Raw genomic sequence first — 17,531 nt, forward strand, 5'->3', positions numbered from 1 at the left:
CCGCCTGGACGGCGCGCGACGACTGCACGCGCCCGTCTCTCCATCGGGAAACCCAGACCGACCGGCCTCAAGCCCGGCGTGTCGGGCCCAAACACGCCGGTCCGCACGCGGATGGTCTGGGTTTCCCCGCGTAACGCACCGGCCTGAGTACGAGACGGGCCCGGATGCCGAAGCATCCGGGCCCTTCTCGTTCAGATCACTCGCCGCTGGCGACCGCCAGGTCGGGAGTTCCTGAGATGGCGCCGCCGGTGTTGACCCCGACCGAGACCTTCTCGCCGCGCGGGCCGGTCTCGAACAGGAACGTGCCGTCCTCGGCATCCACCTTGACGTGGTCGCCGGCGTTCAGCTCGCCGTGCAGGATCTTCTCGGACAGCTGGTCCTCGATCTCGCGCTGCATCGCGCGGCGCAGCGGCCGAGCGCCCAGCGCCGGGTCGAAGCCGACCTCGATGAGGCGCTCCTTGGCGGCCTGCGTGAGCTCGACCGTCATGTCGCGGTCCAGCAGACGGTCGCCGAGACGCTTGACGAACAGATCCACGATCTGCACGAGCTCGGTCTTCGACAGCTGCGGGAAGACGATGACGTCATCGACGCGGTTGAGGAACTCGGGCTTGAAGTGGCGCTTCAGCTCCTCGTCGACCTTGCCCTTCATCCGCTCATAGCTGGTCTGCGCGTTGCCCTCGATCTGGAAGCCGACCGGGCCTCCGGCGATCGCGGAGGATCCGAGGTTGGTCGTCATGATGATGACCGTGTTCTTGAAGTCCACGATCCGGCCCTGGCCGTCGGTGAGACGGCCCTCCTCGAGGATCTGCAGCAGCGAGTTGAAGATGTCGGGGTGGGCCTTCTCGATCTCGTCGAACAGCACCACGCTGAACGGCTTCCGGCGCACCTTCTCAGTGAGCTGGCCGCCCTCTTCGAAGCCGACGAACCCGGGAGGGGCGCCGAACAGCCGCGAGACGGTGTGCTTCTCACCGAACTCGCTCATGTCGAGCGAGATCAGCGCGCCCTCGTCGTCGAAGAGGAACTCCGCGAGCGCCTTGGCGAGCTCGGTCTTTCCGACGCCGGTGGGACCGGCGAAGATGAACGAGCCGCTGGGCCGCTTCGGGTCCTTGAGGCCGGCGCGCTGGCGACGGATCGTGCGGGAGAGGGCCGCGATGGCCTCCTCCTGACCGATGACACGCTGGTGCAGGGCCTTCTCCATGAAGACGAGCCGCGAGGACTCCTCCTCGGTGAGCTTGAACACCGGGATGCCGGTCGCCTGGGCGAGCACCTCGGCGATCAGGCCCTCGTCGACGACCGCCTTGGTGGCGACATCGCCCGAGCGCCACTGCTTCTCGAGACGCAGCCGCTCGGCGAGCAGGCTCTTCTCCTCGTCTCGCAGCGACGCGGCCTTCTCGAAGTCCTGCTCCTCGCTGGCCAGCTCCTTCTGCTCGCGGACCTTGGCGATCTTCTCGTCGAACTCGCGCAGCTCGGGCGGGCTGGAGAGGATGCTGAGGCGCAGGCGCGCCCCGGCCTCGTCGATCAGGTCGATGGCCTTGTCGGGCAGGAACCGGTCGGAGACGTAGCGGTCGGCGAGGTTCGCCGCCGCGACGATCGCGCCGTCCGTGATCTGCACCTTGTGGTGCGCCTCGTAGCGGTCGCGCAGCCCCTTGAGGATGTTGATCGCGTGCGGCAGGCTCGGCTCGTTGACCTGCACCGGCTGGAAGCGGCGCTCGAGCGCAGCGTCCTTCTCGAAGTGCTTGCGGTACTCGTCGAGCGTGGTCGCGCCGATCGTCTGCAGCTCGCCGCGGGCGAGCAGCGGCTTCAGGATGCTGGCCGCGTCGATCGCACCCTCGGCGGCACCCGCACCCACGAGGGTGTGGATCTCATCGATGAAGACGATGATGTCCCCGCGCGTGCGGATCTCCTTGGTGACCTTCTTCAGCCGCTCCTCGAAGTCGCCGCGGTAGCGGGAGCCGGCGATGAGCGAGCCGAGGTCGAGCGAGTAGAGCTGCTTGTCCTTCAGCGTCTCGGGCACATCGCCCTTGACGATCGCCTGGGCGAGACCCTCGACGACGGCGGTCTTGCCGACACCGGGCTCGCCGATCAGGACGGGGTTGTTCTTGGAGCGGCGGGAGAGGATCTGCATGACCCGCTCCGCCTCCTTCTCGCGCCCGATGACCGGGTCGAGCTTGTTGTCGCGCGCGGCCTGCGTCAGGTTGCGTCCGAACTGGTCGAGCACCTGGGATCCGCCCTGGTTTCCCGCGGGCGAGTCGTTGGTCTGCGCGCCGACGGCGGCCGGCTCGCGGCCGGGTGCTCCGGAGAGCAGCTGGATGACCTGCTGGCGGACCTTGTTCAGGTCGGCGCCGAGCTTCACGAGCACCTGGGCTGCGACACCCTCGCCCTCGCGGATGAGGCCGAGCAGGATGTGCTCGGTGCCGATGTAGTTGTGGCCGAGCTGCAGCGCCTCGCGCAGGCTCAGCTCGAGCACCTTCTTGGCACGCGGCGTGAAGGGGATGTGGCCGGTCGGCTGCTGCTGCCCCTGACCGATGATGTCCTGCACCTGCTCGCGCACGGCGTCGAGGGAGATCCCCAGGGACTCCAGAGCCTTCGCGGCGACGCCCTCGCCCTCGTGGATGAGGCCGAGCAGGATGTGCTCGGTGCCGATGTAGTTGTGGTTGAGCATCTTCGCCTCTTCCTGGGCGAGGACGACCACTCGACGGGCTCGGTCCGTGAATCTCTCGAACATGTTCACTCCTTGATTCGTTCCCCGCTGGCCTGCCTTGCCGGTACGCCTGGGGTCGAAGCGTTGATACATCGAGAGTAACGACCGGCGCGATGCAGTATGCCCATGTTCGCCGTGGGCATAGCCGGGCGTCCCTGCGCGACGCCGCCGGGCTCGATGGACCCGCTCGAGCCTTCCGCGCACCCCCAAGAACCGTGCCACCCCTTGACGGCCATATCGACTGTCGTTATGTTAATGATCATCGATAACAACGAATATCGATAAGGAGTTGATCATGAGCATGACGGAGGCCACCCTCGATCACCGCGATCGCGCGGCCGTGCTGATCGTCAGCTGGCTGTCCGCCGTCGCCCTCGCCCTGACGCTCGCCGGACTGGGCTTCTCGGTGTCGCACATCCTTCTCGCGGACAGCGTGTCCATTCCCGGCGTCCTGCCCGCGCAGCCCGAGACCCTGGGCGCGCTCTCGGGCGGCCAGGTGACGGCGAGCGCATCCGCCGTCGACGTGGAGGTGACGGACGCGCCGGCATCCGTCCGTGCGCCGCTGGTCGGCGCGGCGGTGACGTCGGCGCTCGTCCCGCTGGCGGTGACGGCCGTGCTCTTCTTCGCGGGGCGGCAGGTCGCACGGCAGCGGTTCCGGCAGAGCCTGGCCATCGGGATCGGAGCCCTGGCGGCGGTGACGTTCGGAGGCGCGCTGTTCGCACCCTTCCTCTGCGCCGTCGCCGGCGCGGAGGCGCTCGAGCTCGGCCCGCTGGGCGCGGATGCGCCGTTCGCCTTCACCGTCGATGGGATGGCCCTCGCGGTGCCGGCGCTGCTCCTGCTGATCGGCATCCTCCTCGCCGTCAGCCACCATCTGCAGCGCGACGCGGAAGGGCTGGTGTGATGAGATCCCCGAAGCTGCAGCAGCAGCGCGACCGCAACGACCTCAACACGACGATCGTCGTCGGCCTCCTCGCGATCGGATGGCTGCTCTACGACGGCATCCGTCGCCTGGCCGAGCTCTTCCAGACCGCGGGGTCCGTGACCGTCGCGACGCGCGTGCCCGCCCAGGACGTCGCCGTCGGCGACGGCGCGGAAGCCGTCATGACTTCGGCGATCCTCACGGTGCCCGACGTCAGCGACCTGAGCGTCATCTCCCTCGTACTCGCGATCGTCGCGCGTGCGGCACTGCTGATCGCCGTCGCCGTGCTCGGTGTCGTGCTCTGCCGTCGGCTGCTGCGCGGCGTCGTCTTCGACCGCGTGAACACGCGCCTGACGCTCGGGATGTCGATCGGGCTGCTCGCGGCGGGCCTCGGGCCGGTGTGGTTCGAGAACATAGGACTCAACGGTGTGTTCGCTGCTCTCGGCGCGGCGTTCGACGAGTTCCGCTGGCCGCTGTTCGGCGACGCCGTCCCGCTGTTCGTCGCCGCGATCGCGGTCGGGATGCTCGTGCTCGTGTTCCGCCGAGGGGCGGAGCTGCAGAAGGATGCGGAGGGTCTCGTCTGATGATCAGCTTCTCGGGCGGCCTGTGGGAGTCGCTGGCGAACATCGGGATCGCTCTCGCCGTGATCGCGGTGATCGTCGGCTTCGTGGTGTGGCGCGGTCGCCGGCGCGGGAGCAGGACGATCGCCCTCGACGCGGCGCTCACCGTGTCGAGCTGGTGGCTGTTGCTGTCCGCTGTCGGCGCCGTGATCATCGTCGTGAAGGTGTTCGCGACGGACTGGGCGGAGTTGAACGGGGCGACCTCCGTCTGGCTGCCCTGGCCCGAGGGCATCCCGTGCTCGGACGCCGGCGCGGCGAACATGCTGACGTGCAGCGGCGAGGACCTCTCGCAGTTCACGGTCGGCGGGGCGTCCCTCGGGCTCAGGATCCTGGCCGGCACCGCTCAGCTCTGCACGCTGGCCTTCACGACCGTCCCCGCCGCGATGTTCGCGGCGATCTGCTTCCAGACGCTGCGCGGACGCACGTTCTCGCGCACCGTGACACGGGTTCTGACGGCCGGGGCCGTGGCGGTGCTGGTGCTGGGGTTCGCCGCCGACCTGCTCGGCTCGGTCGCCGCCACGGTGGCGCTGCGCGAGGCGTTCCCCGAAGGATCGGAGTGGCACCCCTGGGGATTTCGCCTCACGGTGACCCCGCTGCCGTTCGTCGGCGCGCTGGGCCTTGCCGCCCTGGCCGCGGTGTTCCGCCAGGGGATGCGTCTACAGCGGGAGCATGAGGCTCTGCAGCGGGACACCGAGGGATTGGTATGAGCCCGGCGGAGTCCGAGGACGAGTTCACCGGCATCCACTGCCGGCTGGACGAGCTGCTCGCGGCGCGCGGCATGACGCTCACCGAGCTGAGCGCCCGTGTCGGCGTCAGCATCGTGAACCTGTCGGTCCTGAAGAACGACAGGGCCAGGGCGATCCGCTATTCGACGCTGCGCGCGATCTGCGACGCCCTGGAGTGCGAGGTCGGAGAGCTGCTGGTCCTGGCGTAGGGGTGTGCCCCCTGTACGGATCACGTTCGGCTCTCCGCGACGGATCGCGGATCGTCATCGCGTCCGCGGAGCACGAGAGCGGCAAGGAATCCAAGGACTCCCCCTCGGCAGAACCGTTCAGATCAGGCGAGCCGGGACGCCGTATTCCGCGATCTTCCTGTCCGCGGTGAGCAGGGTGATGCCCTCTGCCCGCGACTGAGCGATGAGCATCCGGTCGAACGGATCGCGATGGATGCCGGGGAGGCCGGCGACGCCGGCGGCGTGCGCGCCGATGATCGCGAGCTCGACGTAGCCGTTGTCCCGCAGCTCGCGTCGCAGAACGTGAGGGTCCGCGTCGAAGTCAGACCTCCCCAGCCCTGACTTGATAGCGACCTCCCAGATGCTCACCACGCTGAACAGCAGCTCATTCCGCTGGTCCGAGAGGAGCTCCGCGATCGAGCGCGGAAGCCGATCGGGGAGGTACGCCGCCCAGAGCAGCACGTGAGTGTCGAGCAGAAGGCGCATTCAGTCGCCGCGCCCCTCGAAGAGATCGGCGATCGCAGAAGCGTCCATCTCGTCGAAGTCCTCGGGGATCCGCGCTTGCCCCTCGAGGAATCCGAGCCGTCGCCGTGCCGGAGGCGCATCGATCCGAATGAGCTGGGCGACGGGCTTGCCCGCCTTCGCGATCGTGATGACCTCCCCATCCGCGACGGCGTCGACGAGGCGCGACAGGTGCGTCTTCGCTTCATGCATGTTCACAATGGTCATCCGAGCTCCTCGACTAAGTCCTCTTAGTCTAGTTCATTTTGACTCATCTACTCAGCGCGAGCGCGTTCCCGCCGCGACGACCTCCACGAGCGGGGCAAGCCCGCCATCATGTTCAAGAGCCCAGAACTCGAAGCCGCTGATGTTCGTCACCTCGAGATACCGCGCGGCGTCGTCGAGCGTGTCGAACTCGTGGATGCCGTCGATCTGCACGGTGCCGTCGGGGGTGATCACGGCATCCACCACCCAGTCCGGATCGAGCGGGTCGAGCTGGTCCCCCGGCAACAGGTATCCCTCGTCGAGGAGGTTCGCGAGCGAAGGCTCCGCGGGCAGAGCCCCGTCGGGCACATCGACGGCCAGCAGACTGGTCGGTCCTCCATCGCGCGAGAGCTGTTCGAAGCCATCCCTTGTGACCTCGGCGATGAGCTTGCGGCGCTGCGCCAGGAAGTCGTCATAGGGCAGCCGATGCCAGTTCTCGGGCAGCGCATGCCAATAGTGCTGCTTGACCATCCAGCCCTCATCGGCGCCTCGCTCGGCGACGAGCTCGGGCCAGTATTCGGCGGGTGCGCGGTCGGAGATCCGCTGGTTCGTGTGCCAGTCGGTGGGCGCGAAGTTCGCGACCTGGTTGATGCGCTTGGTGTCGCCGATGCCGAGCACGCTCTCCTGGTAGTGGCGCGGCACGAGGTGGTGCCCTTCCAGCCCTTTCACGGCCGGCAACGACGGGTCCATCCATTCCCGGATTTTCATCCGGAGCATGAACATGTCCGCATCGAGGTAGTTGAGGGCGGCGAGATAGCACTGGTAGACCGGCGAGAGCTTATAGCTCGACGACACCAGCAGCTGCGGAGCGTTGAACTCCCAGAAGTCGTTGGTGACCGCGACGCTGATCGTCTTGTCGACCAGTCCGGCGAATCCCTCCGCATCGCCGGGGGCGAGCGCGGCGAACATGTCGAGGTCCTTCTGGATCTGCGATTCACTCGATCCGGTGTAGCGGCCGGTGAGCTGAGCCATGAAGAACCATCGCGCGATGAGCGTGCGCAGTCTGGTCAGCTCCACGCCGTACCGCGTGCGGCCGAGGAGGAAGACCACGTAGCTCGCGACGAGGTTCATGCTCGAGGTGATGCCGGAACGCGACCGGAAGCCCGCGGTCTGGATCGAATGGATGAACTCCGTCCAGTTGATGCGGTCGGTGACGATCGGCAGCGCCTGCCGCAGCTTGTCGAGCTCACGTTCTTGCTTCTCGCCGTCGACCTGGCCGGTGGCACGGTCCTTCGCCTGCAGGTTCGCATACGCGTCGATGAGCTTCGCCCGGTTCTGGCCGATCGCCACCATCGCGCGCACGACGTGCCCGGTCTCCACGGCGAGGTAGGGATTCCGCGGCGTCCAGGAGATCCGCTCGCCTGCGATCTCCGATGCACGCTCGGGCGTCAATCGCGAAGAGCGCGCGAAGTCCTCGATCTGATCACGTCCGTCGGGCCAGAAGACGCTCAGCCAGGTGAGGATGTAGTCGTATGCCTTGAGGTTCATGCCCTCGGAGTTGATGCGGACGAAGATGTCGGCCACCAGTCGCTTGTCGACGTCCTTCTGGATGTGCACGACCTCGAACTGATACTTCGCCAGATCGACGAGTCGGCTGAAGACGATGCGGAGCTCCCGTTTCTGATCGCGTGTGATCTCTCGCCCCGCGCCCTCGAGCCCCTCTATGAAGTCATCCTGCGCGTCGAAGGGGGAGCGGAAGACGTCGGCGATGTCGCTGATCCATTCCGTCGAGCGCTCGGTCGCGACGGTGGCGACTTCGAATCGCTCTGTGAAGGGGTGGAAAGCGATCTTGATGGATTTCTGACCGTAGGTGTCGTCCTGGACCTTCAGCCCCTTCATCGCCGCATAAAGACTTGTGAGCCGCTGCTGCCCGTCGACGATCTGATGGGCCGCGGACAGCTTTGCACGACCCGATATGGCACGGGTCGCGTCCTGCTCCGCGACATCCCAGAACATCAGCGTCCCGACCGGGTAGCCGCGGTACATCGAGTCGAAGAGGTCACGGACCTTCGTCGTCGGCCACACGAACGGCCGCTGGAGATCGGGAAGGCTGATACTGCCCTGCTGGACCCCGGAGACCAGTTGCTCCACCTGCCACGACACGGTCTTGAAGATCGCTGACACGACGCTCCTTCGGCTTCTCCGACCGCGCGCGTGCACGGCTTCTCGGAGCATAGCGCCCGGGTGCGACAGCGCGGATGATCAAGACTCCGCAGACGAGACGGCACCGCGGATGCCGGAGGCGAGCGCCGCCGGCGACAGGAAGGAGGACGAAAGAACGCACCGGCCGCTCCCGGCGAAGAGCCATCACTCGACCGCCACGACAGTGTCATACAGCCCGTAGGCCCGCAGGCCCTCGTGCGATTCGATCCCCGTGTACGACAGCGATGCATCCTCGTACCGCCGGAACGCGAACACCGCCTGGTTCATGTGACCGGCGTTGAAGACCCCGAGACCGACGAGCAGATTGAAGTCCTCGACAGTGAGGCCGGTGACAGCCTGGAACAGATCGGGCTCGATCTTCGTGATCACATCCTGCAGAGTGTTCTCCCGGTAATCGGTGAGATACATGAACGCGGGTATCCGGGTGGCGAACTTGATCAGCTTCTCCTGGATCTGCCTCCGCGTGGACTTTCACTCCTTCTCCTCCGCGGTGAGAGTCTTCTTCTCCCCCAGTGTGATGTCGTCTCCCTTTGCCTTCCTGGCCTTCGACACCGCCTCGCTCTTGTTCACCACCGTCTCGAACACTCCGGCCCCGAGGGCGCGGAAGCCCTCGATGTTCATCACGGCGTCCGTCGCGGCCTGGGAGGCCATGATCCTCTTCAACGTCAGGTTGTCGACGTTCACGAGCAGCGCGGATTCCCACTTCCGCGCGAGCAGGGTGGCAGAAGTCCCTGACATCGCGATGTCGAGGATGCCGGCGGCATCCACCTGCGTCATAGGCGAGCATCCACAGCGAATGCTGCAGGTAGGGGAGCAGGCGCGTGTCGGAATAGGGGAACGGCGGACGCTGCCCGACCTTCAGCGCATCGACCTGCGTCGGCGCATAGCTGCCGCGGCGACAGTACCCCAGAGATTCTCGCGACATTCGGCCGCGTTGTCCGACAGCAGCTCAATGCCGTAGACGCACATCATCGCGAACAGCGCGTAGTGCCGCTTCTCGAAATCGCTCCTGCCGTGCCGCGCCTGGACAGCCTCGAGCTTGCGCTCCAGCACCGGTACGAGAAAGTTGCCCGAGCCGCAGGCCGGCTCCAGGAAACGGGAGTCGATCCGCTCCGTCTCCGCCCTGACCAGATCGAGCATGTCATCGACCAGCCAGCGCGGCGTGAAGACCTCACCGTGGTCGGCTACGCGCTGCCGCGACTTCACAAGCCGCTCCGACGCCGAGGTCTTATCGTTCGCACTCACAGCCAGAGTGCACAAGTACCCGTGGACACCCGCCCTGGTGCGATCGACCGTGGCCCAAGACTCTTGAGGGATGGCCCGAACCCCCTCCGCCGCTGCCGCCCTGATCGGCGGTCGCATCGCGGCGGAACGCAAGCGCCGAGGCCTGACTCAGGACCAGCTGGCGGTGCTCAGCGACATCGACTCCTCGAACATCCGCAGCTACGAGGCCGGCCGCTCGATGCTCAGCGTGCTGACCCTCGTCCGCATCAGCGAGGCGCTGAAGGTGTCACCGGGAGATCTCATCGAGGGGCTCACCCCCGACCTGTTCGGCAAGAGCTCCCAGCGCGACGCAGGCTGAGCCGCATGGGCACCTCTGCCCCGCATCCGTACCTATCAATGAGCTGAGAACGCGATACCGTTGTCCTATGAACATCGACCGGAATCTGCGCACCCGCCTCCTCGCCGTCCTGCCCGTCGCAGCGCTGGCGTTCTCCCTCACCGCCTGCGGAGGGGCCGCCGCAGAGCGCCCGTCCGTCCCCGAGCTCAGCGAGGGCATCACGACGATCCTCGACGATGCGGGCATCGCCGACCAGTTCGACGACGCGTCCATCGACTGCATCTCCGAGGCCCTCATCGCCTCGGAGATCTCCGACCAGGATCTCGCCAACCTCGCCGAGGGCAAGGACGAGCAGACCTCGCAGGAGGCCTTCGACCTCGTCCAGTCCGAGATGACCACCGCCACCCAGGAGTGCCTCACAGCCGGCTGAGTCAAGCCCCGGGGAGGACACGAGGCCCCGCGCAGATCCAGGTCTGCGCGGGGCCTCGCGCGCGAGCTTCGACCGACGCGATCCGTCCTACGCCCGCCCCTGCGGCCGCGTCACCCCACGCGTGTCCATCGCCAGCTCCTCGGCATCCATCGCCGTGATCAGCTCGCGCATCAGCTCCTCGTCGAGGTTGCCGGCATCCCGCTCCTCCAGGAGGATCTCGCGCCGGACGTGCAGCCACCCCTTCGACAGCGCCACGAGATCCTCGTAGGACGGACGCGTCACGGCCTCCTCGGTCTCCTGAGCCTCGTCGGTGTCCTTCTCCACCCGCGTCATCCGCTTGGTGAACGCGTCGAACAGGGCGAGATCGGCAGGACCGTGCTTGGCCTCCCACTCCGCCCGCTGCCTCTCCAGGTACTGCTTGCCGACGAGCTTGGTGCGCTTGCGGACGGCGGCCAGCGCCTTGGCATCCTCCTCGTGGTCCACGTCGCTCGCGACCCCGAGCCCCTTGATGAGCAGCGGCAGCGTCAGCCCCTGCAGCATCAGCGTCCCGACCGTGACGATGAACGCGACGACCACGATCGCGTGCGAGGCCACCGCGTCGAGCGTGGCGAGATCGGCCGCGGCGAGCGCCGTCGCCAGGGTCACGACGCCGCGCATGCCCGCCCACGAGATGATCGCGTTGTCCTTCCAGTCGAGTCCCGGCTCGGCGAGCCTCGCACGGATGTCCGCCGCCTTGACATCGCGCCTCGACTGCTGCGACGCACGATCAGGATGCCGCTCGGCGAACCGCTGTCTGCGCGACGCCTCGATCCTCTCGCGCTCCGCCCATCTCCCGGACGCCACCGCTTTGTCCCAGCGGCGCACCCGCAGCCTCTGCTGCCAGGTGTCCCAGGCGTGCACGGGATAGATGTACAGCGGCCGGACGACCAGCACCACCAGCAGCACGATGCCCGCCAGGATCAGGACGTGCTCCACCGACTCCGAGCCGAGATCGCTGAGCACCCGCGGGAAGGAGAGGCCGATGTAGGCGAACACGAAGCTCTCCAGCAGGAAGTCCGCCGACAGCCACAGCGGCGCCTCCTGCTGCCGGGTCGTGTAGTCGGTGCGCGGTGCGTTGTAGCCGACGTAGAGTCCCATCGCGACGACGGCCAGAACGCCCGATCCGCCGAGATGCTCGGCGATCGCATACGCCCCGAACGGAACGAGCAGTCCGAAGGTCCCGATGACGACGGGGTCGGAGATCCGCATGCGCAGCTGGTGGAGCAGGATGCCGAAGACGAGCCCGATCCCCACGCCGACGGCGACCGCCACGACGAACTGCCACACCCCGTCGCCGACGCCCAGCGTCGCACCGGCGAGGATCGCGGCGAACACCCGGTACAGCGTCAGCGACGTCGCATCGTTGATGAGGCTCTCGCCCGACAGCACGGTCATCACCCTGCGCGGCAGCCCGAGACGGCGGCCGATCGCGGCGGCGGACACGGCATCCGGAGGCGCGACGATCGCGCCCAGCAGCAGCGCGCCGGTGAATCCCAGCGAGGGGAACACCAGCCATGCGACCATGCCGACGGCGAACGCCGTCAGCAGCACGAGCCAGATCCCGAGATTGCGGATCTGCGGCAGGCTGCGCTTGAACCCGACGAAGGAGACGTCCAGCGCCGCCGAGTAGAGCAGCGGCGGAAGCACGAGGTTCAGCAGCACGTGTCCGTCGATCTCCAGCTCCGGCACGAACGGCAGGAAGGATGCCGCAAGCGCCACCGCGGTCACGAGCAGGGGCGCGGGCCACCCCCGCCACCGCGCGATCGCTGCGACCGCGAGTGCGCCGACGAGGACGTAGAAGAGCTCGGCATCCATGGCAGAAGGTTACCCGGCCACTCCGGTGGGAATGCCCGCTCCGGCATATTCGTTGAATCTGAGGATGAACGCCGTAGCTCCTGCCCTCTCCGTCCTCGATCTCGTCCCGGTGCGCACCGGGCAGACCAGCGCCCAGGCCATCGCGGCTTCTCTCTCGCTCGCGGAGACGGCCGATCGCCTCGGCTATCGCCGGTACTGGTTCGCGGAGCACCACAACATGCCGGCGGTGGCATCGACCACGCCCCCTGTGCTCATCGCCGCCGCTGCGACGCGGACCTCTTCGGTCCGCCTGGGCTCTGGCGGGGTCATGCTGCCCAATCATGCGCCCCTCATCGTCGCCGAGCAGTTCGCCGCTCTCGAGGCGATCGCCCCCGGTCGCATCGATCTCGGGCTCGGCCGCGCGCCGGGCAGCGATCCGGTCATCACCCAGTTGCTGCGGGGCTCCGGCACGACGAGCGACGTCGAGCAGTTCCCCCGCCATGTGCAGGACATCGCCCTGCTCGTCGGCGCGCAGGGTGCCACCGTGCAGTTCACCTCGGGCGGCGAGTACGCCGTGCATGCGACACCGGCCGCGACCGGAGTGCCAGAGGTCTGGCTGCTCGGTTCCAGCGACTACTCGGCCCAGCTCGCCGCGGCGCAGGGACTGCCCTACGTCTTCGCCAACCACTTCTCCGGCCAGGGACTCGAGCGCGCCCTCGACCTGTACCGCACGGGCTATCAGCCCAGCGAGGCGCATCCTTCGCCGGTGACCTTCCTCACCGTGAACGCCGTCGCCGCGCCCACGGCAGCGGAGGCGGAGGAGCGAGCCCTCCCGCAGCTGAGGATGATGTCGCGCCTGCGCCTGAACAAGCCGCTCGTCGCGCTGGAGACGGTGGAGGAGTCCCTCGCCGCCGCGCCGGACGCCGCGACGGACCAGATCATCGAGGCGACCCGTTCGCGCTGGTTCGTCGGCACGGGCGAGTCCGTCGCCGCCGAGGTGCGGGAGTTCGCGGCGAAGCACGGCGTGGACGAGGTCATGCTGTCCCCCGTCGCCGGCACGTACGAGTCCGAGCCCCTGGATGCTTCCCCCGGTCGCGCTCAGACGCTGGAGCTCACCGCCGCCGCGCTCTGAACCGCCCGTCGTTCTAGCGCCCCGTGCGGGATGGAAAAGGTACCTCCACGGCGCGATGCAGGTACGTTTTCCATCCCGCACGGCTATCCACAGCGGAGGGATATCAACAGTTCCCGGAGGCGAGGGGCGTAGGGAGGGAACATGTCGGGATGCGCCATCGAATCGACCTCCCGGCCTCCCTCGGCTCGTCCTTCTCCGTAGGGGCGGCCGCAGCACACGGCATCGGCCGCCGACGCGCGGAGGCCCGTGACCTCGCACGTCCGTTCCACGGAGTCAGGGCGAGGCACGCACCGGACTCCTTCCGCGCCCTCGCGTTGGCGTACCAGCCCCGCATGCGCGCCGGCCAGGCCTACGGCGGCCGGACGGCCGCGCGGCTATGGGGGCTGCCGTATCCGCGACGATGGTCCCCCGGAGAGGACCTCGTCGTCGTGGACACGACGACGACACCGCCCCATGCGAAGGGGATCGAGGGGCGACGCCTCGACCGCACCCGGATACAGGAGTTTCGCGTCGGGTCGCTCCCCGTCATCGACATGGTCGCGACCCTGTTCATGTGCGCGAAGGATCTCACGGCGGGCGAGCTCGTCGTCATGATCGACGCCGTTATCACGACGTCCCCGAACTACCCCGGGCTGATCCAGGGGGGACGTCCGATGGTCCCCGTCGACGACATCGCGGAGCGCCTCGCGGCCTGGGGGCGATTCCGGGGATGCGCAGCAGTGCGGGAGGCTCTGCCCAGAGCGAGAACACGGGTGGAGTCCCCGAAAGAGACGGAGACTCGCCTGGCCATCGTCGGTGCGGAGCTGCCTGAGCCCTTCGTGCAGTATCAGGTTTTCGACGGAGGCCGTTTCATCGCGCGGGTCGACCTCGCCTACCCCGAGTTGAAGATCGCGATCGAATACGAGGGCGACGGGCATCGCACCGACAAGGCGCAGTGGCGCAGGGACATCGCCAGACAACGCGAGCTCGAGGCACTCGGCTGGATCGTCGTCCGCGTCACCCAGATGGATCTGCGGGATGGTGCGCGTACCCTCATCGCCGCCGTCTCCGCCGCCCTCGCCAGTCGCCGCTGATCCCCGTGCGGGATGGAGCCGCTGATCCCCGTGCGGGATGGAAAAGGTACCTCCACGGCGCGATGCAGGTACGTTTTCCATCCCGCGTCCGGTGCGGAGTACCGAGGAGGGTGGCGCGGAAGACAGGCGGGGCGTAGCGTCGAGACCAGCGGAAGGAGCTCAGAGATGAGCGTCACGAAGAGCCGCGGCCTGTGGGTCGCGTACGGACCGAACGGCGTGAGCGGAAGCATCCGCCACGAGGAGGACGGCTATGTCGTCGTCATGGCCGGAGCGGATGCCTCCACCGGCACCTACCCGAGCCTCGAGGCGGCGAAGGGATCCCTGCACTCGCATATGCCCCCGGGAAGCGACTGGCCGCGGTACGAGCAGCATTGACGGGCGGGAGCAGACCGGGGCCGACTGCATCCGCACGGGGAAGAGAGCCCTGGCGGGAAGGCGACGAGGGCGTCAGGCCTCCGGCTCGCCGGAGAGGAGCCCGCGCAGCCAGTCGCGCGCCTCGATGAAGATGTCGTCGGCGTAGCGGTCGGGGTACTGCACGATCTGGCGGTCGGCCCTCGGATACGACCCGAGGAACACGACGCGGGGACTGAAACGGCGGATGCCGAGCAGAGCGTCGGCCATGCGCTCGTCCTGCACATGTCCGTCCGCGTCGATCACGAACCGGTAACGCCCGAGCTCGTCGCCGATGGGACGCGACTCGATGAGCGAGAGGTTGATGCCGCGCGTGGAGAACTGCTCGAGCATCTCCAGGAGCGAACCGGGATGGTCGTGCGGCAGCTCGACGATGAGGGAGGTCTTGTCCGCGCCCGTGGGAGGCGGCGGCGTGGTCGTGCGGGTCACCAGCACGAAGCGGGTCACCGCGTTGTCGTTGTCGCCAATCTCGCTCGCCAGGACGTCGACGTCGTAGTGCCGCACGATGCCGGGGGCGGCGATCGCCGCCTGCGCCGGAAGGGTGCCGTCCAGCATCCCGATCGCGCTGGCGACGTTGCTCGCCGCAGGAAGGTGCGAGTGCTTCGGCAGGTTCTCGCCCAGCCAACCGTGGCACTGCGCATAGGCGACCGGATGCGCGGCGATCACGCTGACCTCTTCGAGCGTCGTGCCCCGAGGAGCCACCAGCACGAAGTTGACCTTGACAAGGTACTCGCCGACGATCCGGAGCCCTGGAAGGACGGCGAGAGCGTCCTGCGTCGTGGACACCCCACCCTCGACGGAGTTCTCGATCGCGATCATCGCGGCATGGCTGCGTCCTTCGAGAACGTCCGCGAGCGCCTCCCCGACGTTATGCACAGCCCGCCAGTCCTGGCCACGGGCTTCGGCGACCTGATCGAGCGCCGCCTCCGTGAAGGTGCCGGCAGGGCCGAGGTAGCTGTAGGTGCGCCGTTCAGTCACGCGTTTCACCTTAGCCCTCCCTGGCGCGCCCCGAAGATGCACGCCCAGCCCGATGGGGGCAGACTGTCTACATGACGAGCCGTGCCGGCCTCCCCGCGGAGGAATCAGACCTCATCGACGTCGACGAACTCATCGCCGCCTACTACGATCGCCACCCGGATCCCGCCGCTCCCGCGCAGCGCGTCGCCTTCGGCACGAGCGGGCACCGCGGTTCCGCGCTGTCCGGCAGCTTCAACGAGAACCACATCCTCGCCACCACCCAGGCGATCGTGGAGTACCGCGCCGGCCAGGGCATCACCGGTCCGCTGTTCCTCGGCCGCGACACCCACGCGCTGTCGCTTCCCGCCGAGCGCACCGCCATCGAGGTGCTCGTCGCGAACGGAGTCGGCGTGCGCGTGGACGCCCGCGACTCCTGGGTGCCGACCCCGGCCCTCAGCCACGCGATCCTGACCTACAACCGCGATCTCGCACCCGACGCCCCCGGCCGCGCGGACGGCATCGTGGTCACGCCGAGCCACAACCCCCCGCGCGACGGCGGCTTCAAGTACAACCCCCCGCACGGCGGACCAGCCGACACGGATGCGACCGGCTGGATCGCCGACCGTGCCAATGCGCTCCTCGAGGCGGGGCTGGAAGGCGTGCGGCGCGAGAGCTTCGCCGACATCGACTGGGACGGCCTGACCGGCTACGACTTCCGCGAGGCCTACGTGCGTGACCTCCCGAGCATCATCGATATCGACGCGATCAAGCGCGCGGGCGTCCGCATCGGCGCCGATCCGCTCGGCGGGGCATCGGTCGACTACTGGGCGCTCATCGCCGAGATGCACGGCATCGACCTGACCGTCGTGAATCCCGAGGTCGATCCGACCTGGCGCTTCATGACGCTGGACTGGGACGAGAAGATCCGGATGGACCCGTCGTCGCCGTCCGCCATGGCTTCGCTCGTCGCCAAGAAGGGCGACTTCGACGTCCTGACCGGCAACGACGCGGATGCCGACCGTCATGGCATCGTCACCCCGGATACCGGGCTGATGAATCCGAACCACTATCTCGCGGTCGCGATCGACTACCTGTTCTCACACCGCGCCGAGTGGCCTCGGGATGCCGCGATCGGCAAGACCCTCGTCTCGTCGATGATCATCGACCGCGTCGCGGAGTCGCTGGGCCGGCGGCTGCTGGAGGTCCCGGTCGGCTTCAAGTGGTTCGTGCCTGGGCTCCTCGACGGTTCCGTCGCCTTCGGCGGCGAGGAGTCCGCGGGCGCGTCGTTCCTGCGCCGGGACGGCTCGGTCTGGTCGACGGACAAGGACGGCATCCTGCTCTGCCTGCTCGCCGCGGAGATCATCGCCGTGACCGGGAAGACGCCTTCGGAGCGCTACGCCGAGCTGGAGGAGGCGTTCGGCGCCTCCGCGTACCAGCGTGTGGACGCCCCCGCGACGCCGGAGCAGAAGGCGACGCTGGGGAAGCTGGCTCCGGATGCCGTCACGGCGACCGAGCTCGCCGGGGAGCCCATCACCGCGAAGCTCTCGCACGCACCGGGCAACGGCGCAGCCATCGGCGGGCTGAAGGTGCAGACCGAGCACGCCTGGTTCGCGGCACGCCCCTCCGGGACGGAGGACGTGTACAAGCTGTACGCGGAGAGCCTGCGGGGCCCGGAGCACCTCGCGCAGGTGCAGGAGCAGGCCCGCGCCGTCGTCTCCGCCGCCCTCGAAGGCTGAGCTCCCTCCCGCGCGCGTTGCGGGAGCGCGCGCGGGTCCCAGACCGCACGGTGCGGGGCGCCGCCGGTCCCCAGACCGCGCGTTGAGGGAGGACGGCGCAGCCGGCCGAGTCGAAACGCAGCCCGCGGAAACCCCGTTTCGACTCGCTCCGCTCGCTCAACGAACGGAGCGGGGAAAGCCCGACCCCTCCATCCGCACGTTGAGCGAGGACGGCGCCGCCGACCGAGTCGAAACGCAGCCCGCGACAAGACCCGTTTCGACTCGCTCCGCTCGCTCAA

19 protein-coding genes are annotated in these 17,531 nt (G+C 68.1%); 10 read left to right on the top strand and 9 right to left on the bottom strand.

Annotation, left to right across the window (positions count from 1 at the left end):
- Positions 1-196 precede the first annotated feature (196 nt).
- Entirely contained in the window at positions 197-2,725 is a 2,529-nt protein-coding gene (locus ACYVGQ_RS01390; protein ID WP_460782702.1) for an ATP-dependent Clp protease ATP-binding subunit, read from the bottom strand.
- 271 nt (positions 2,726-2,996) lie between these two features.
- Here ACYVGQ_RS01390 and ACYVGQ_RS01395 point away from each other — a divergent pair, with 271 nt between their 5' ends.
- From ACYVGQ_RS01395 to ACYVGQ_RS01410, 4 genes are read left to right on the top strand one after another with little or no spacing between them, the layout of a single operon-like run.
- The gene (locus ACYVGQ_RS01395; protein WP_460782703.1) at positions 2,997-3,602 is read left to right on the top strand and encodes a hypothetical protein; all 606 of its coding nucleotides are present in this window, start codon (positions 2,997-2,999) and stop codon (positions 3,600-3,602) included.
- The gene (locus ACYVGQ_RS01400) at positions 3,602-4,204 is read left to right on the top strand and encodes a hypothetical protein (protein ID WP_460782704.1); all 603 of its coding nucleotides are present in this window, start codon (positions 3,602-3,604) and stop codon (positions 4,202-4,204) included. The genes ACYVGQ_RS01395 and ACYVGQ_RS01400 overlap by 1 nt, the downstream gene beginning before the upstream one ends.
- Positions 4,204-4,947 (top strand): hypothetical protein, encoded by a 744-nt coding sequence (locus ACYVGQ_RS01405; RefSeq protein ID WP_460782705.1) that lies wholly within the window; start codon positions 4,204-4,206, stop codon positions 4,945-4,947. The genes ACYVGQ_RS01400 and ACYVGQ_RS01405 overlap by 1 nt, the downstream gene beginning before the upstream one ends.
- Positions 4,944-5,174: a helix-turn-helix domain-containing protein gene (locus tag ACYVGQ_RS01410; protein WP_460782706.1), complete on the top strand. Its 231-nt coding sequence runs from the start codon at positions 4,944-4,946 to the stop codon at positions 5,172-5,174. Before ACYVGQ_RS01405 ends, ACYVGQ_RS01410 begins: the two co-directional genes overlap by 4 nt.
- Positions 5,175-5,291: 117 nt before the next feature.
- On the opposite strand, the gene ACYVGQ_RS01415 is transcribed toward ACYVGQ_RS01410, so the two are convergent.
- The 6 genes from ACYVGQ_RS01415 to ACYVGQ_RS01440 all read right to left on the bottom strand — a co-directional run bounded on the left by ACYVGQ_RS01415 (position 5,292) and on the right by ACYVGQ_RS01440 (position 9,365).
- The gene (locus tag ACYVGQ_RS01415) at positions 5,292-5,678 is read right to left on the bottom strand and encodes a type II toxin-antitoxin system VapC family toxin (RefSeq protein ID WP_460782707.1); all 387 of its coding nucleotides are present in this window, start codon (positions 5,676-5,678) and stop codon (positions 5,292-5,294) included.
- Positions 5,679-5,921: a type II toxin-antitoxin system Phd/YefM family antitoxin gene (locus tag ACYVGQ_RS01420; protein WP_460782708.1), complete on the bottom strand. Its 243-nt coding sequence runs from the start codon at positions 5,919-5,921 to the stop codon at positions 5,679-5,681.
- A gap of 51 nt (positions 5,922-5,972) precedes the next feature.
- Positions 5,973-8,081, bottom strand: a complete 2,109-nt coding sequence (locus ACYVGQ_RS01425) for a GmrSD restriction endonuclease domain-containing protein (RefSeq protein ID WP_460782709.1) — start codon at positions 8,079-8,081, stop codon at positions 5,973-5,975.
- A 183-nt stretch (positions 8,082-8,264) separates the two neighbouring features.
- The gene (locus ACYVGQ_RS01430) at positions 8,265-8,528 is read right to left on the bottom strand and encodes a hypothetical protein (protein ID WP_460782710.1); all 264 of its coding nucleotides are present in this window, start codon (positions 8,526-8,528) and stop codon (positions 8,265-8,267) included.
- A 63-nt stretch (positions 8,529-8,591) separates the two neighbouring features.
- Complete coding sequence (locus ACYVGQ_RS01435; protein WP_460782711.1) at positions 8,592-8,897, bottom strand: hypothetical protein; 306 nt, start codon at positions 8,895-8,897, stop codon at positions 8,592-8,594.
- An 81-nt stretch (positions 8,898-8,978) separates the two neighbouring features.
- The gene (locus ACYVGQ_RS01440) at positions 8,979-9,365 is read right to left on the bottom strand and encodes an N-6 DNA methylase (RefSeq protein WP_460782713.1); all 387 of its coding nucleotides are present in this window, start codon (positions 9,363-9,365) and stop codon (positions 8,979-8,981) included.
- A 70-nt stretch (positions 9,366-9,435) separates the two neighbouring features.
- Here ACYVGQ_RS01440 and ACYVGQ_RS01445 point away from each other — a divergent pair, with 70 nt between their 5' ends.
- On the top strand, positions 9,436-9,702 hold the full coding sequence (locus ACYVGQ_RS01445; protein ID WP_460782714.1) for a helix-turn-helix domain-containing protein: 267 nt from the start codon (positions 9,436-9,438) through the stop codon (positions 9,700-9,702).
- Between the two features lie 67 nt (positions 9,703-9,769).
- Positions 9,770-10,111, top strand: a complete 342-nt coding sequence (locus ACYVGQ_RS01450; protein WP_460782715.1) for a hypothetical protein — start codon at positions 9,770-9,772, stop codon at positions 10,109-10,111.
- A gap of 87 nt (positions 10,112-10,198) precedes the next feature.
- Here the strand turns inward: ACYVGQ_RS01450 and ACYVGQ_RS01455 are convergent, their stop codons facing one another.
- Positions 10,199-11,965 carry a cation:proton antiporter gene (locus ACYVGQ_RS01455; RefSeq protein ID WP_460782716.1) on the bottom strand — a complete coding sequence of 589 codons (1,767 nt, stop codon included), beginning with the start codon at positions 11,963-11,965 and terminating at the stop codon, positions 10,199-10,201.
- 64 nt (positions 11,966-12,029) lie between these two features.
- Here ACYVGQ_RS01455 and ACYVGQ_RS01460 point away from each other — a divergent pair, with 64 nt between their 5' ends.
- From ACYVGQ_RS01460 to ACYVGQ_RS01470, 3 genes are all read left to right on the top strand, one after another.
- On the top strand, positions 12,030-13,076 hold the full coding sequence (locus tag ACYVGQ_RS01460; RefSeq protein ID WP_460782717.1) for an LLM class flavin-dependent oxidoreductase: 1,047 nt from the start codon (positions 12,030-12,032) through the stop codon (positions 13,074-13,076).
- A 149-nt stretch (positions 13,077-13,225) separates the two neighbouring features.
- Positions 13,226-14,149 (top strand): endonuclease domain-containing protein, encoded by a 924-nt coding sequence (locus tag ACYVGQ_RS01465; protein WP_460782718.1) that lies wholly within the window; start codon positions 13,226-13,228, stop codon positions 14,147-14,149.
- A 165-nt stretch (positions 14,150-14,314) separates the two neighbouring features.
- Positions 14,315-14,524 carry a methyltransferase gene (locus ACYVGQ_RS01470; protein WP_460782719.1) on the top strand — a complete coding sequence of 70 codons (210 nt, stop codon included), beginning with the start codon at positions 14,315-14,317 and terminating at the stop codon, positions 14,522-14,524.
- A gap of 72 nt (positions 14,525-14,596) precedes the next feature.
- Here ACYVGQ_RS01470 and pheA read toward each other — a convergent pair whose 3' ends face one another.
- Positions 14,597-15,547, bottom strand: a complete 951-nt coding sequence (gene pheA, locus ACYVGQ_RS01475) for a prephenate dehydratase (protein WP_460782720.1) — start codon at positions 15,545-15,547, stop codon at positions 14,597-14,599.
- Positions 15,548-15,609: 62 nt separating this feature from the next.
- Here pheA and pgm point away from each other — a divergent pair, with 62 nt between their 5' ends.
- Positions 15,610-17,253, top strand: a complete 1,644-nt coding sequence (pgm, locus tag ACYVGQ_RS01480) for a phosphoglucomutase (alpha-D-glucose-1,6-bisphosphate-dependent) (protein WP_460782721.1) — start codon at positions 15,610-15,612, stop codon at positions 17,251-17,253.
- Positions 17,254-17,531: the final 278 nt, after the last annotated feature.

Source organism: Microbacterium tumbae (genome assembly GCF_054780175.1).

Bases quoted from the DNA above. Each gene is read 5' to 3' on its own strand.
- ACYVGQ_RS01470 (WP_460782719.1), top strand. From the start codon at position 14,315: ATGAGCGTCACGAAGAGCCGCGGCCTGTGGGTCGCGTACGGACCGAAC.
- ACYVGQ_RS01400 (WP_460782704.1), top strand. From the start codon at position 3,602: ATGAGATCCCCGAAGCTGCAGCAGCAGCGCGACCGCAACGACCTCAAC.
- pgm (WP_460782721.1), top strand. From the start codon at position 15,610: ATGACGAGCCGTGCCGGCCTCCCCGCGGAGGAATCAGACCTCATCGAC.
- ACYVGQ_RS01420 (WP_460782708.1), bottom strand. From the start codon at position 5,921: ATGACCATTGTGAACATGCATGAAGCGAAGACGCACCTGTCGCGCCTC.
- ACYVGQ_RS01435 (WP_460782711.1), bottom strand. From the start codon at position 8,897: ATGACGCAGGTGGATGCCGCCGGCATCCTCGACATCGCGATGTCAGGG.
- ACYVGQ_RS01430 (WP_460782710.1), bottom strand. From the start codon at position 8,528: ATGTATCTCACCGATTACCGGGAGAACACTCTGCAGGATGTGATCACG.
- ACYVGQ_RS01405 (WP_460782705.1), top strand. From the start codon at position 4,204: ATGATCAGCTTCTCGGGCGGCCTGTGGGAGTCGCTGGCGAACATCGGG.
- ACYVGQ_RS01415 (WP_460782707.1), bottom strand. From the start codon at position 5,678: ATGCGCCTTCTGCTCGACACTCACGTGCTGCTCTGGGCGGCGTACCTC.
- ACYVGQ_RS01455 (WP_460782716.1), bottom strand. From the start codon at position 11,965: ATGGATGCCGAGCTCTTCTACGTCCTCGTCGGCGCACTCGCGGTCGCA.
- ACYVGQ_RS01410 (WP_460782706.1), top strand. From the start codon at position 4,944: ATGAGCCCGGCGGAGTCCGAGGACGAGTTCACCGGCATCCACTGCCGG.
- ACYVGQ_RS01460 (WP_460782717.1), top strand. From the start codon at position 12,030: ATGAACGCCGTAGCTCCTGCCCTCTCCGTCCTCGATCTCGTCCCGGTG.
- ACYVGQ_RS01445 (WP_460782714.1), top strand. From the start codon at position 9,436: ATGGCCCGAACCCCCTCCGCCGCTGCCGCCCTGATCGGCGGTCGCATC.
- ACYVGQ_RS01450 (WP_460782715.1), top strand. From the start codon at position 9,770: ATGAACATCGACCGGAATCTGCGCACCCGCCTCCTCGCCGTCCTGCCC.
- ACYVGQ_RS01390 (WP_460782702.1), bottom strand. From the start codon at position 2,725: ATGTTCGAGAGATTCACGGACCGAGCCCGTCGAGTGGTCGTCCTCGCC.
- ACYVGQ_RS01395 (WP_460782703.1), top strand. From the start codon at position 2,997: ATGAGCATGACGGAGGCCACCCTCGATCACCGCGATCGCGCGGCCGTG.
- ACYVGQ_RS01465 (WP_460782718.1), top strand. From the start codon at position 13,226: ATGCGCCATCGAATCGACCTCCCGGCCTCCCTCGGCTCGTCCTTCTCC.